The following is a 12,915-nucleotide window of genomic DNA, read 5'->3' as shown; positions in this document are numbered from 1 at the left end:
TATATATAAAAAAATACAACAGGAGAATTTTATCGACAATATTTACAAACAAGAATTGGACGGAGTGGCAATACTGGCATAACGATTGCATTGTAATTGGAAATGAGATACGGAAGCACACTGTTTTTAACCGCAATTCTTATGCCAGCATTTTCGACTTCCTTTACATATTAGGGTACACAGATATCGATTTTCCCTGTACAGTCTATCCTAGTGCCTTAATCCGACGTAAAACAAAGGAGCCTATATTGTCAAAAACGGGCTGGCAGTTGGCAGAGTAGCTCCCATATCCAGCCGTAAAACGGCATATTACTTTAACGCCACAAAGTGGCAGAATGGAGACAAGTATGAGAGTGGCAATTCTTGGAGCAGGCGCCATGGGAACCGTTTTGGGAGCATTTATGACAAAGAACGGCTGTAAGGTCGATATGATCGATTCTTATACCGAACATGTCAAAGCGCTCAATGAGAAGGGCGCGAAAATCATCGGGTTTGCAGATATGACCGTCCCAGTAAGTGCCCTTACTCCCTGCCAGATGGAAGGTACCTATGATCTGGTGTTCCTCTTTACAAAACAAACCACAAACGAAGAAGTACTGCGCAATCTTATTCCCCATCTAAATGCTGCCAGTACGGTGTGCACCCTGCAGAACGGTGTGCCCGAAGTGTATGTGGCGGAAAAGGTTGGAGGTGACAGAACCGTAGGCGGCACAGTCCTCTGGGGGGCAACTTTTATTGGACCCGGCGTTTCGGAACTGACGCAGGATATTTCCCGATTGGCCCATCTATTTGAAATTGGAGAAATTGATGGGAAAATCAGTGGGCGGATAAAAAAAGTTGCGGAAATCCTGGGGTATATGGGCCCTGCGGAGATTTCATCGGAACTTATGGATTCCAGATGGACAAAGCTAGTGGCCAACGCATGCATGAGCGGTATGTCTGCAGCTTGCGGCTGTACTTTCGGTGAGGTTTTAGATAACCCGAAGGCAAGAGCCTGCCTGTGCTATATCGGGAATGAAGTAAAAAAAACGTGCGAAGCCGACGGGCATAAGCTCCATACTCTTCTCAACTATGATCTTACCCCGCTTTCGTTTAAAAAGCCGGAAGACTTTGAAGTATCCCAGAAGATGTTTATCAATATTTACAACGGTTTGCGCTCAGCTAAGGCCAGTATGCTGCAGGATCTCGAAAGAGGCAAAAAGACTGAAGTTAACATGCTTAACGGTTTTGTCAGTGACACTGCCAGAAAATATGGAATCGCTACTCCGTTCTGTGATACCGTTGTCAAGGTTATCACAGGCATCGAGAGCAGACATCTGCCGCTGAGTATGGATAACCTAAAGTACTTTAAAGTGCCCGGTTTTCAGGAGTAAATAGAATGTGATTTCTACCTGTTATCGTAAATATATAGAAAATAAGGTCGTGAAATTATGAGTAAAGATTTGGAAAACAGAGTTATTATTACCGCCGCGTTGACGGGCGCCATTACTCCCAAGACTCTTAATGATAGTATCCCAATTACGCCGGAAGAGATTGCGGAAGACGCATACAAGTGCTGGAAAGCCGGAGCAAGTATCGTTCATCTGCACATGCGGAACGAGAACGCCATCGGAACGATGGACAAGGAAAGATTTAAAAAGACGGTCTCGCTTATTCGAGCGAAGGCCGACTGCGACATTGTGATCAACTGCACGACCTCCGGCGATCCTGACGCAAACGATGGAACCCGTATGGCGCACATCAGAGAAATCAAAGAAATGGAGCTTGCTTCTTACGATGCGGGTACCTTTAATTGGATGCCCAGTTTTGTTTTCTACAACGGACCTGAGTTCCTTGAAAAACTAGGAATTACTATGAAAGAATATAACGTGAAACCGGAAGTTGAAATATTTGACATGGGTATGCTCAACAATGCAAAATACTATCTGAAGAAGGGCGTTCTAAATACTCCTATGTACTGCCAGCTTGTAATGGGCGTCGGCGGAGCCATGGAAGCCACTGTGGAGAATCTTCAATATTTAGTCAGACATCTTCCCGAAGGCACAGTCTGGTCGGCCTTTGGCGTCGGATCCGCACACCTTCCTATTATGTACGCGGCATTGGCTTTAGGTGGACACATCAGAGTCGGACTGGAGGATAATGTTTATTATGCCAAAGGGGTAAAGGCTACCAATCCTCAGCTGGTAGAGCGCGCGGTGCGCATTGTGAAAGAATTTGGCAAGGAGCCGGCATCTCCTGCCGAAGCGCGCGAGATTCTCGGTTTAAAACCCCTTGTCAGATAAGCCACGGGGATAAACCGTGACGGTACTGGTAGCCATCCCTGCGGTGTTCACGTGAAGTATGAGCGGCAAATACAAATAGTTTCAGGGAAACCATATTTGCATGACCGGACAGATAAACTCGCCGGAGCGTATTGCTCCGGCGGGTTTTGTTTACGGGGAGATCCTGAAAAGCGGAAAACGTTACTTTTTGCTGGGCGCGGTTTCGGATGGGATAACGCTGCGGGCAGCACCGAAATGGAAGAGAAGAAGCCCGCCGATGATGACGGCGCCGCCTATGACGGTGGCGGCGTCCACGGGTTCGCCGGCGATGAGAAGCCCCATGAGGCTTGCCAGAAAGGGCGTCACAAACATGTAGTTGCTGACGGAGGAGGTGTTCTTCGCCTTTGCAAAGGCCTTGGACCAGGCGATGAAAGCGACGGTGCTGGAGAAAACGCCCAGGATCAGAATGTAGAGGAAAGAGACCGCCGGGGCACTTTTCAGGTCGCTGATAGCTCCGGGGAGGAACAGGGTCAGCATGGCTGTCCCCATGAAGATGGAAAACATGGAGGTCTGCAGGGCGGAATAGACGCGGGTCAGCCGGCGCTGGAGGAGATTGTAAACGCTCAGAAGCGCCGCGGCGGCGACCAACCACGCGATTCCCCCGTTTACCACGAGGCCGCCGCGCAGCACCGTCAGAACCAGGACCCCCGCAAAGGAAACGCCGATGGCCGCCCACTGCAGGGGACGCAGGGTTTCTTTTATGGTGAAGCGGGCAAGGAGCGCGGTGATGACGGGGGTGAGGGCAATAATTACGCTGCTGGTGGAGGAGCTCACCGTTACGCAGCCTATGTTGAAGGCAATCATGTAGAGGAAAAAGCCGGAAGCCCCGGCAACGATAAACCACGGAAGATCCTTCTTTTCCGGAGGCTTAACCTTCCACGCGAACGCAAGGATCAGCAAAACCACGGAAGCGGTGAGATACCGCAGAAAGCCCAGGGAAAAAGGGGAGAAATACCGCAGGGCCAGGCGGGTGAAGACATAGGCCAGAGACCAGAATACAATCGTGGTGGCGGCGTAGGGGTGGAAGCTGTCTTTCCATTTCATCGTCATTCCCGCTTTCGTCCGGTATGGCTTACCCGGATCCGCGCCGGGTACTACGCCGATTGTAGCACAAAAAGGAGGAATCTGGTAGCCTGAAAAATCCGGAACAGAACAGCGGATATTAAACACCGCGGCGGCAGCCGAAGCTGCCGCCGTGAGGCGATTTTTCCTATTTCCGCCGCAGGATCATGGCAAGGAAATTCATATATTTACCCGCGCCGGCCTCCATGGCGGCCCTGTCATTGACCGCGTACTCGTTGTCACAGGAGAGCCAGTCGTTCCAGCACTCCTCGTTGCCCTCCATCTCCCCGAGATGGACGATTTCGGCTTCTCCGGTTTTTTCCAGAATGCGCCGCCAGTATGCGGCGTCGTGAATGGTATCCAGATCCTCGGGACGCCAGGAGCGCAGCATTTCCGCCGGGAGATTTTCATGGAGGTCCTTTTTCATGCCGGGGACCGTGATGAGAAGATATCCTCCGTGCTTTACCAGGGGGAGCAGGTGCTTTCCCAGGTAATCCGGATCCAACCCGAAGTATTGGTAGGAATCCACGCTGATCACGGTGTCGAAGAATTCATCGGCAAAGGGAAGAGCGTGAGCCTCGGCCTGAAGGGGGATGATCTGCCGGGAGGTGAGCCCCAGGCTGTCGAAGTACTTTTTATTTTCGGTAGGCGGAATCCACAAGTCGGCGGCGAAGACCAGCGGGCCGTATTCCCTGACGATGAAAACGGAAGTGACCCCCTGGCCGCAGCCCAAGTCCATTACGGTTTCTTCGGGGGAAACGGGATGGAGGGCACAGAGCTCCTCCAGAAGTTTCAGGGGATTGGGCCCCATGATCCGCTTTCTGAGCTCGTTCCAGGCGTATTTGTTTGCTCTGATATATTTCATAATCAGCATTCCTCTCAGTTAATTTGGGGGGAGAAATGAGGGGGAACACGCGTCCATGAAAAAGAGACACGGCAATTTGCCATGTCCCAACAGAGCGCACCGATGCCCACGCCACTCTGTACGGAACAAAACCGCACGACAAACCGGAGCGGCCCCCGCCGCCCTTTTTGCCGTTTTTGCAGTTTACGCGCGTTCCTTACAGAACCGTCTCCAAACAGACATCTCCCGTGATTATGATACTATTATTTTAGCACGGCGGGGGAGGCGAGTCAACGCGGATATCCCGTTGGTTGACCGGATGATATCAATCCGCAATATAAGAACAGTTACGGTTTTTTCCCACCGCTTTCGCCCATCCGCTTTTTCTGTTTCAGGACTTTCAATTCGGGTTCCGGGGAAGAAAGATACAGTTCCTCGCACTCCCGCTGGGCGGCGACGATACGATTCACGGCCTCTTCCGAGGCCCTGACCATTTTAAGATACATTTCTTTATAGTCCGCCATATGAACACCCCACAGAGTATATAGTAGAACAATATGTTCAATAATGCAATAGAACATATTGTTCTTTTTTATACTGATTAGGGTGGTGCTGATGGAAAAATACGATCGGATTCGAAGCTTGCGGGAGGACGCCGATTTGACGCAGGAAAGGGTCGGCGCAGCCATTAACGTCCCGCAAAGGACGTATGCTTACTATGAAAGCGGCCAGCGGATGATACCGCCGCGCGTTCTCTGCGCTTTGGCCGACTTTTATCACGTGAGCGTGGACTACATTCTCGGGCGGACAGATAAGAAGAAGCCCTGCCGCTGATGCAGGTATAAAAAAGCGCGGAAACGGGGGAGACCCCGTTATTTCCGAGCTTTTTTCATGGCCCTTTCCGGGCTATAACCGGACCGCTTTTGTGGCGACGCTGCGGCAGAAGGAGCTGTCGTGTTCCACGAAGAGGATTGTGGGTTTAAATGATAACAGAAGCTCCTGGATCTGAATCCGGGAGATGACGTCGATAAAATTGAGGGGTTCGTCCCAGACCAACAGGTGAGACGGTTCACTAAGGCTTTTGGCAATGAGCACCTTTTTCTTCTGCCCGCCGCTATAGTCCCCCATGTCCTTTTCAAACTGCGCGCGGGAGAAATCCAGTTTCCGGAGGATGGCCTTGAACAGGCTCTCGTCGATCCCGCTTTCTTGTGCAAAGTCTTTAGGGCTTCCCCGGAGAAGGGAGGTATCCTGGGATACATAAGAAATGAGAAGACGGCTTCCTTTTTGGAAGGTACCGGTATAGGAAAGACCCTCTCCGCGGACGAGCTTCAGGACGCTGGATTTGCCGGAGCCGTTGGGGCCCAGAAGCGCAACCCGGTCTCCCCGGTCCACCGCCAGGTTTACGTTCCGGCAGGCGGCCTTTTCTCCGTAAAAGATCGAGACATCCTCCAGGGCAACGAGGCGGTTTGCGTGATAGGGAAGCTGGGCGATCTTGAGGGCCTCGGAGGCCTCGAGATTTTTGAGAAGGGCGGATTTTTCCTCCAGGGCGGCCTCGCGCCTTCCTTCGATGGCCCTGGACCGGCTCATCATCTTGGCCGCCTTGTGCCCGATGTAGCCCCGGTCGGGCCGGAGGCCGGAATTTCTGGTGGCGAACTTCGTCTTTTCCACCTTGTCGGACCAGCCGGAGGTGCGCTGGGCGGCGGCTTCGAGGCGGCGGATGTCCTTTTTGAGCTTTTCGTTTTCGGAAAGCTCAAAGGCATCCTGCCGCTCCCGGTTTATGAGCCAGGAGGAGAAATTGCCCCGCTGGATCTCGATGTCCGACCGGTTGATGGAAAGAATGTGGTCGACGCAGCCGTCCAGGAAGGCTCTGTCGTGCGAAACCAAAATGAAACCCTTCTTGCCGTTTAAATACCGGCTCACAAGCTCCCGCCCACGCATGTCCAGGTGGTTGGTGGGCTCGTCGATGAGGAGGAAACGGTTTTCCCGGAGAAAGAGGGCGGCCAGTAGGACCTTCGTCCGCTCCCCGTTGGACAGGGTTTCGAAGGGACGGCGCAGCACCTCTTCGTCCAGCTCCAGGAGAGACAGCTCCCGGGCAAGCTCCCAGGGCAGGTGACTTTTGCTGATGCCCTCCACGATCTCCAGGGTGTCTTTGCCAGTATCGGGAACATCAAAGGGGAAGTATTCGAAGTCCACCGAGGCGGCTATCCTTCCGGAGTAAGGATATTTGCCCATAAGCAGGTTTAAAAAGGTGGTCTTGCCCCTGCCGTTTCTGCCGGTGAAGCCCAGCTTCCAGTCGGTGTCCAGCTGGAAGCTTACATTGTCGAATATGGTGTCGGAGCTGCCCTCGTAGGAAAAGGTGAGGTTTGAAACGGAAATCAGCGACATGGCTTTGTCCTCCATACAAAAAATGTAAGCTGCAGGGAAGTCGTTCCCTGCAGCTCAAAATACGCCGATGCCCGGCGAAAAGACCGGACAAAGCCATCTATTCCGAGTCGACAGAATCTGCAACTTTCCTGCATGGCACGACAAAACCGGCGGAACGGTACCGCCCGGGCGCTTTGTCATGCCTGATACGTTCAGCAGGATACGTTGCGCATCTTTTCAGCTCCTAACTTTGTGTGTGATATGGAAACAGTATAGCACGGAGAGAGGAATTTTTCAAGGACAGCGAATTATTACAATATGATTAAGCATTCTTTAAGTTTTATGCTGAAAGATTGCGAATGTCAGACGCGACTGGTATTATTTGTTATATAAGGTTTTCTTTTGAACAATCATTTACAGCCGAACCCGGCAAGTTAACCGTAAAGAAGGTGCTGATATGAGAAAACCTGCCATATTGATAATAACCGCAGCGCTGGTTTTAACGTCATCCTGTACAAACAGTACGGCGGAGAGCGGTTCCCTGGCCGTACAGCCGTCCGAACAAGCCTCCGAAACTGCAGCTCTGACAAAACGGATCGAGCCTTACAGCGATGTCCGAATGGTAAACGGATCCATCGTGCCAGACGGAATTCAGCCGGAAAAAGGCAATTACTCTCCGGAGGACATAGCCACCTTTTGGTTTAACAGGGACACGGTATTTCCCGAAGGCGAAGACCTTGCGGCGGAGATTCTGGAAAACGGGAAAAACCCCGGTCTTGGCGTCCGTTCGTTGCATGAACGGGGTATTACCGGGAAAAGCGTAAAGGTCGCAATCATCGACCAGAACCTTGCTCAGCCCTTCCACTCGGAATTTGGGGACAGAATCGTGCAATATAAGGATTTTGGTACCGGGCAGCCGGAAAAAAACGGTTCCATGCACGGGCCTGGCGTGGCAAGCCTGCTGGTGGGGCAAAGTTGCGGTGTAGCGCCGGACGCGGAGCTGTATTTTGCGGCAGCGCCTTCCTGGTCAAGAGACAGCGCATATTACGCCGATGCGCTACGCTGGATTATTGAGACCAACCGCGACCTGCCGGAGGAAGATAAGATCCGCGTTGTGTCCGTTTCTGCCGCTCCCTCGGGAGACGGTTCGCCATTTATAAAAAACACAGAAATGTGGGACGATGCCGTAGCGGAAGCACAGAAAGCGGGGATCCTGGTGCTGGACTGCAGGAGGGGCTGCGATACAGGGATTATCGCGCCCGGCTATTACGATCCCGAAGAGCCTGATGACGTCACGCATTTTTCCACAGGGTTTCCGCAGGAGCCTTACGAAACCCGGATGGACGGTGTAGTATTCGCTCCGACGTCTGCCAGAACCACAGCGGAGGAATATTCCGCAGGACACGAATCCTATCAATACACAGGGCAGGGAGGATTGAGCTGGGGGATCCCCTACATTGCGGGCGTACTTGCCCTCGGCTGGCAGACAGATCCTTCGCTGTCAAATGAAGAAATCTTGTCTTTGCTTTTTGAGAGCGCGTATATCGATGAAAACGGCAATAAAATCGTTAATCCCACTGCGTTCATTTCAGCCGTTGAGGCGCGTTAAAAATCGAGTTTATATATTGGGAAGGAGCAGGATTTGCCTGCTCCTTCCCAATATTCCGTGTTTTACTACAAAATCCCCAAAGAGATTTTCAGAGCCAAAATGCGGAGGGCCGAATCGTCGATCCGTTCGCGGGTGATGCCGCCGCTTTGCGCCGCTTCCAGAACGGCTTTGTACTGGGTTTCATAATCCGTGCAGCAGAGCAGATCGTTTCCCGCCTCCACGGCCAGAAGGGCGGCGGAGCCGCTGCCGGTAAAGTCCGTCACGGCCTGCATGCTCAGATCGTCGGTGATGATCACGCCGTCAAAGCCCAGGTCTTCCCGGAGGATTCGGTGCACCTCGGGGGAAAGGGAGGCGGGGGAAGAGGCGTCCATGCACTTTACCACGTTGTGGCAGACCAGAACCGCGCCCGCCCCGGCCTGGATACCCGCTTCAAAGGGAAGAAAATCGGAAGACTCGAAGGTTTCGAGGGGACGGGAGTCGTAGGCGCTGCCCGTGTGGGTATCCGCGTTGTTCCCGTAGCCGGGAAAGTGTTTCAAAACACAGCCCACGCCGGTGCCGGCCATAGTCTCCACAACGGTTTTCACGTATTGGGAGGTCTGTTCGGCGTCCTTCCCAAAGGAACGGGCATAGATAAAGTCGGAAGGATCCGTGGACACGTCGCACACCGGGGCAAAGTTCAGGTTGACGCCCAAGGACTTCAAAAGCGCGCATTTTTCCTTTGTATCGCCCTCAACGGCGTCCCACCCGCCGGAGGCATAGAGCTTCTGGGGGGACTTGAAGGGAGCGGAGCGGTACTGGGAGTAAAGGCTGATGCGGTTGACGGTGCCGCCCTCCTCGTCCACGCCGATGAGCATGGGGATATTGGAGGAGCTTTGGCAGCTCTGAATGTCCGCGGAGGCCTCGCCGGGGGTTTTGTCCTTAAAATCGCGGGCGAAGAGGAGATAGCCGCCGAACTGGTATTGAGCCTGAATTTCAGCAGCGTTCTTCTCCGGGCAGCGCACGATGAACATCTGGCCGACCTCGTCTTCCAGGCTGAGGGTCATGAGGATGTGCTGCGCCTTTTCCCGGGGGGTCAGGCCATCGAAGTTTCCCACCTGGATATAGCCCAGAGCCACCGTTTGCTCCTGAGAATTGTCGTCAAGCTGCCCATAATATCCCACCGTCACGGGGTAGCCGATGCGGATTCCGTCCTCCGTCACCCGTTTGTCCACGTCTTCGGTGACGAAAGAGTACAGCTTTCGGTTGTCGGTAATGAGGATCAGGGTGTTCATGCTGGCATCGTAAACGGTGCCGGAGACGGTTTTGAGTTCTTCGGTGGGCTGGGGAGTTGCCGTGGGCGAAGGCGAGGGGGAGACGCCCGGCGCGGCGCCGGAAGCGCATCCGCCCAGCAGTAAAAATACCATTGCGAGAATAATCCATCTGTTTTTTTTCATTTTTTTTCCTCCCGGGCGGCATAGATCGTATGTCCGCCGGCGGCCCGGCACCGAGGCGGGCCGAGCTTTTTTTCGTTTGCTATGCAGTATCAGAGCCGTTTTATACCAGAGCTTCTTTTTTATCTATCTGAGAGAAAAATCCCTCGATGCAGTAGAGAGTGAATTTTTCGGCGTGGCTTTCCTCCATGCACTTTTGCTTCAGGCAGCAGGGGCACAGCTCTTTGAGCGTCTTATCCAGGGTACCGGCGCGCTCGTGCAGGGAATATAAGTACTTGATACTGATATGCGATGAACCCAATGATAAAAATCGGCCTGGTTTCCGCCCCGCGTCGTTATCCTCCTTGGCGGGCAGGGAGCCCACCGGCGTCGTCTGCCTTGCGGGACGAAAAACATCCTCGATTTTTATTTTCATTATTTCCATCGCATATCAGTATGAGATATTTTCCTTCCGCGATACGGTGGTGATTGTTCTTTTCCTGGAGGCCCTTCCATTCGTACAGGCCCTTTGCCCCTTTGCCGGAATTGCATGCTTTGCACACCCGCACCACGTTGTCGGTCACATCCTCGCCGCCGCGGGAGCGGGGGAGGATATGCTCCGTGGTCAGGGTTTCCGAACTGCCGCAATATATGCAGACATTGGGGTTTTCCATTTCGAGCAGCCATTCGCGCACCGAGGTGGACCAGACGATTTCACCGCCTTTCAGTTTGTTTAAAAAGCTCATGCGCAGCGCCCACTCGTTTTTTCTTCCAGTGGCCGCGCCGGTCATGATAGCGGCGTACTGCCAATAGATCAGGTCCCTGACCGTCTTTACTGCCGGAGGCGGCATACGCTCAACTCCTTTGCTATTTCCGTATGGCAACGAAAACCTTTAAATAATGAAATCCCGGGGCACGGCATCCCGGGCGCCTTCCCGCGGGAGGGGATATTTAGCCTGCCGCCGGGCCGGGCCGACCCCAATTGGATTATATCACATAACCGGCCGGTATGCCGCGCAATCTCGGAGCATACCAGAAAAGCCGCGCCGGAAAATTTGGGCTCCGGCGCGGCTTTTTTCATCGGGGGCACCCGGCGAAACCCGGGCAGAACTCCGGGAAACCGGTGCCGTTCAGACCGTCATACGGCAGCGTTCGCGGCGTCCTGACGCAGGCAGACATCCATGAAATCTTTCAGCTGCCGAGTGAGAAATTTATTCTTGTGATACACCATTTTGAAGGCGCGCTCGAACCGGATGCCCTCCACGGGCCTCACAACGAGCTGTCCCGATCTCACTTCTTTTTCTACGGCGCGCCGGGATATGACGGAAACACCCAGACCGGCGATCACCGCCTCCTTGATAGCGTCCGTATTGCTGCAGGACCAGCTCTCTTTCCAGGAAAGACTGCGGGACGCCATGACGTCCTCGAACATCTTCCGGGTGCCGCTTCCCACTTCGCGGACGATGAAATCCTCTTTTTCAAGCTCTTCCGGCTTCACCGCGGAGACGCGGGCAAAAGGATGCCGCGCGCCGCAGATGAGCACCAATTCGTCCTTCATAAACGGCACGCTCAAAAGGTCGCGGGATTTGATCTCCCCCTCCACGAGACCGAGATCGGCTTTATCCCCCAGAAGCCGCCCCTCGATCTGCTCGGTATTGTCCACGACAACCTCCATCCCGGTTTCGGGATTTGTCCGCTTAAAGACGGAGACCAAAGACGGCAAGAGATAGGCTCCGACCGTGACACTTGCGCCGAGACGGATAAACCCCATCTGCTGCAGTGCTTTCATGTCCTTTTCAATATCCGCGTTCATCCGGATCATGTGCCGCGCGTAGCTCAGCAGCCGATCCCCCGCCTGAGTCAGGTAAAGCCTGCGGTTCAGGCGCTCAAACAGGCGGATGCCGTAGTATTTTTCCAGCTCGGAAATGACCTGGCTGACGGCGGACTGGGAGATGAAAAGCGCGCCTGCCGCCTCCGTCATACTCATGGTGTCGCAAACGGCGACAAAAACCCTGAAATGCCGCAGAGTCAAAGCAATCCGCCTCGATTCATTAGTTAAAAATTATTAAATCAATAAAATAATAATATTTTACTTATTGATTGTCAAGGAGTATGCTAAAGGCCATAGAGGGGGAGATCCGATTGAAAACAATTACCGGAAAACTGCCGGGGATTCTGCTGGCGGCTGCGATCGCGGTCCCGGCCTGGCTTCTGGGGAAGGCGTTTCCCGTCGTCGGGGGTCCGGTACTGGGAATTTTGTTCGGCATGGTGCTGGCATTCTGGAAAAGACCCGCCGGATTTGAGGAAGGGATCGCTTACACGTCGAGAAAGCTGCTGCAGTACTCCATTATTCTTTTGGGCTTCGACATGAATCTCTACAATGTGTTCCGGGTGGGCAGCCAGACGCTGATTCTGATGTGCTTTACACTGACGGCCGCTTTTCTCACCGCTTTTATCGCCGGAAGGCTATTGAAGGTGGAAGGCAAAACGGGGACGCTGATCGGGGTGGGCACCGCCATCTGCGGCGGGTCAGCCATAGCCGCGGCGGCTCCGGTGATCCGCGCCGGCGAGGACGAGGTGGCGCATTCCATATCGACGATATTTCTTTTCAACGTCATCGCCGCGTTTCTCTTTCCGGCTCTCGGGCATTTTTTTGGCATGAGCGACAACAGCTTCGGCCTATGGGCCGGGACCGCCGTGAACGACACCTCTTCGGTTGTTGCGGCCGGATATTCCTTCAGCGACGCCGCCGGCAATCTTGCGGTCATCGTGAAGCTGACCCGGACCCTCATGATAGTACCGGTTACCCTTGCACTCGCTTTTTATACCTCGAAAAAAAGCGCGGGGAAAAGGGGAGAGTATTCGTTTCTTAAAATATTTCCCTGGTTCGTGCTGGGGTTTTTAGCCGCTTCGGTGATCAACACGTTTGCGGCGCTGCCCGGCGGCGCCGGCGCCGCCCTTGCGCAGGCGGGGAAATTCGTCATCGTCATGGCCATGGCGGCCATCGGCCTGAAAACAGATCTGAGGAAGCTCGTGAAAAATGGGGCAAGGCCGATTCTGCTGGGGCTGATCTGCTGGTTTGTACTGTCGCTGACCTCGCTGGGGGTCCAGTATTTTGTGCTGTGAGGCCGGGCTGCGCAGCGCGGAAATGGGAAAACGGAAGGCCGCCGATGGAAATCGGCGGCCTTCATACGGGTGGGAGATCGGAACCGGGAATATCCAACAATACCAATGGTTTGCAGGTACCCGGCAAACAGAATTTCCGCCAGAATTTTCGCTCAAGACGGTTTTACCCATGAACAGAGA

Annotated in this window: 13 protein-coding genes; 5 read left to right on the top strand and 8 right to left on the bottom strand. The window is 53.7% G+C overall.

What is annotated here, in order from left to right; translation table 11 throughout:
* The first annotated feature begins 347 nt into the window (after positions 1 to 347).
* Together B9A13_RS01990 and B9A13_RS01985 are read left to right on the top strand one after the other, a co-directional pair.
* A complete protein-coding gene (locus tag B9A13_RS01990; protein ID WP_084233350.1) occupies positions 348 to 1,373 on the top strand; it encodes a ketopantoate reductase family protein in 1,026 nt (341 codons plus the stop codon).
* A 57-nt stretch (positions 1,374 to 1,430) separates the two neighbouring features.
* Entirely contained in the window at positions 1,431 to 2,282 is an 852-nt protein-coding gene (locus tag B9A13_RS01985; protein WP_084233349.1) for a beta-keto acid cleavage family enzyme, read from the top strand.
* A gap of 180 nt (positions 2,283 to 2,462) precedes the next feature.
* Here the strand turns inward: B9A13_RS01985 and B9A13_RS01980 are convergent, their stop codons facing one another.
* The 3 genes from B9A13_RS01980 to B9A13_RS14240 all read right to left on the bottom strand — a co-directional run bounded on the left by B9A13_RS01980 (position 2,463) and on the right by B9A13_RS14240 (position 4,751).
* Entirely contained in the window at positions 2,463 to 3,371 is a 909-nt protein-coding gene (locus B9A13_RS01980) for a DMT family transporter (protein WP_200809664.1), read from the bottom strand.
* 160 nt (positions 3,372 to 3,531) lie between these two features.
* Positions 3,532 to 4,248: an SAM-dependent methyltransferase gene (locus tag B9A13_RS01975; protein WP_084233348.1), complete on the bottom strand. Its 717-nt coding sequence runs from the start codon at positions 4,246 to 4,248 to the stop codon at positions 3,532 to 3,534.
* Positions 4,249 to 4,574: 326 nt separating this feature from the next.
* Positions 4,575 to 4,751: a hypothetical protein gene (locus B9A13_RS14240; protein ID WP_200809663.1), complete on the bottom strand. Its 177-nt coding sequence runs from the start codon at positions 4,749 to 4,751 to the stop codon at positions 4,575 to 4,577.
* 91 nt (positions 4,752 to 4,842) lie between these two features.
* On the opposite strand from B9A13_RS14240, the gene B9A13_RS01970 reads away from it, so the two are divergent.
* Entirely contained in the window at positions 4,843 to 5,061 is a 219-nt protein-coding gene (locus B9A13_RS01970; RefSeq protein ID WP_084233347.1) for a helix-turn-helix domain-containing protein, read from the top strand.
* A 72-nt stretch (positions 5,062 to 5,133) separates the two neighbouring features.
* On the opposite strand, the gene abc-f is transcribed toward B9A13_RS01970, so the two are convergent.
* Positions 5,134 to 6,612: a ribosomal protection-like ABC-F family protein gene (abc-f, locus tag B9A13_RS01965; RefSeq protein ID WP_084233346.1), complete on the bottom strand. Its 1,479-nt coding sequence runs from the start codon at positions 6,610 to 6,612 to the stop codon at positions 5,134 to 5,136.
* A 436-nt stretch (positions 6,613 to 7,048) separates the two neighbouring features.
* Here abc-f and B9A13_RS01960 point away from each other — a divergent pair, with 436 nt between their 5' ends.
* The gene (locus B9A13_RS01960; protein ID WP_084233345.1) at positions 7,049 to 8,200 is read left to right on the top strand and encodes a S8 family serine peptidase; all 1,152 of its coding nucleotides are present in this window, start codon (positions 7,049 to 7,051) and stop codon (positions 8,198 to 8,200) included.
* Positions 8,201 to 8,265: 65 nt separating this feature from the next.
* Here the strand turns inward: B9A13_RS01960 and B9A13_RS01955 are convergent, their stop codons facing one another.
* From B9A13_RS01955 to B9A13_RS01935, 4 genes are all read right to left on the bottom strand, one after another.
* Complete coding sequence (locus B9A13_RS01955) at positions 8,266 to 9,633, bottom strand: glycoside hydrolase family 3 N-terminal domain-containing protein (RefSeq protein ID WP_242942749.1); 1,368 nt, start codon at positions 9,631 to 9,633, stop codon at positions 8,266 to 8,268.
* Positions 9,634 to 9,733: 100 nt separating this feature from the next.
* Complete coding sequence (locus B9A13_RS01950) at positions 9,734 to 9,931, bottom strand: hypothetical protein (RefSeq protein ID WP_143806843.1); 198 nt, start codon at positions 9,929 to 9,931, stop codon at positions 9,734 to 9,736.
* A 34-nt stretch (positions 9,932 to 9,965) separates the two neighbouring features.
* The gene (locus B9A13_RS01945) at positions 9,966 to 10,460 is read right to left on the bottom strand and encodes an HNH endonuclease (RefSeq protein WP_084233343.1); all 495 of its coding nucleotides are present in this window, start codon (positions 10,458 to 10,460) and stop codon (positions 9,966 to 9,968) included.
* Between the two features lie 287 nt (positions 10,461 to 10,747).
* Positions 10,748 to 11,641: a LysR family transcriptional regulator gene (locus B9A13_RS01935; protein WP_084233341.1), complete on the bottom strand. Its 894-nt coding sequence runs from the start codon at positions 11,639 to 11,641 to the stop codon at positions 10,748 to 10,750.
* Positions 11,642 to 11,751: 110 nt separating this feature from the next.
* On the opposite strand from B9A13_RS01935, the gene B9A13_RS01930 reads away from it, so the two are divergent.
* A complete protein-coding gene (locus tag B9A13_RS01930; protein ID WP_084233340.1) occupies positions 11,752 to 12,735 on the top strand; it encodes a YeiH family protein in 984 nt (327 codons plus the stop codon).
* Positions 12,736 to 12,915 lie beyond the last annotated feature (180 nt).

This window comes from Papillibacter cinnamivorans DSM 12816, from assembly GCF_900176335.1.
GTDB lineage: Bacteria > Bacillota > Clostridia > Oscillospirales > Oscillospiraceae > Papillibacter > Papillibacter cinnamivorans.
Note: the sequence above shows the minus strand (reverse complement) of the source record. Positions and strands in the feature narration are given on the sequence as shown.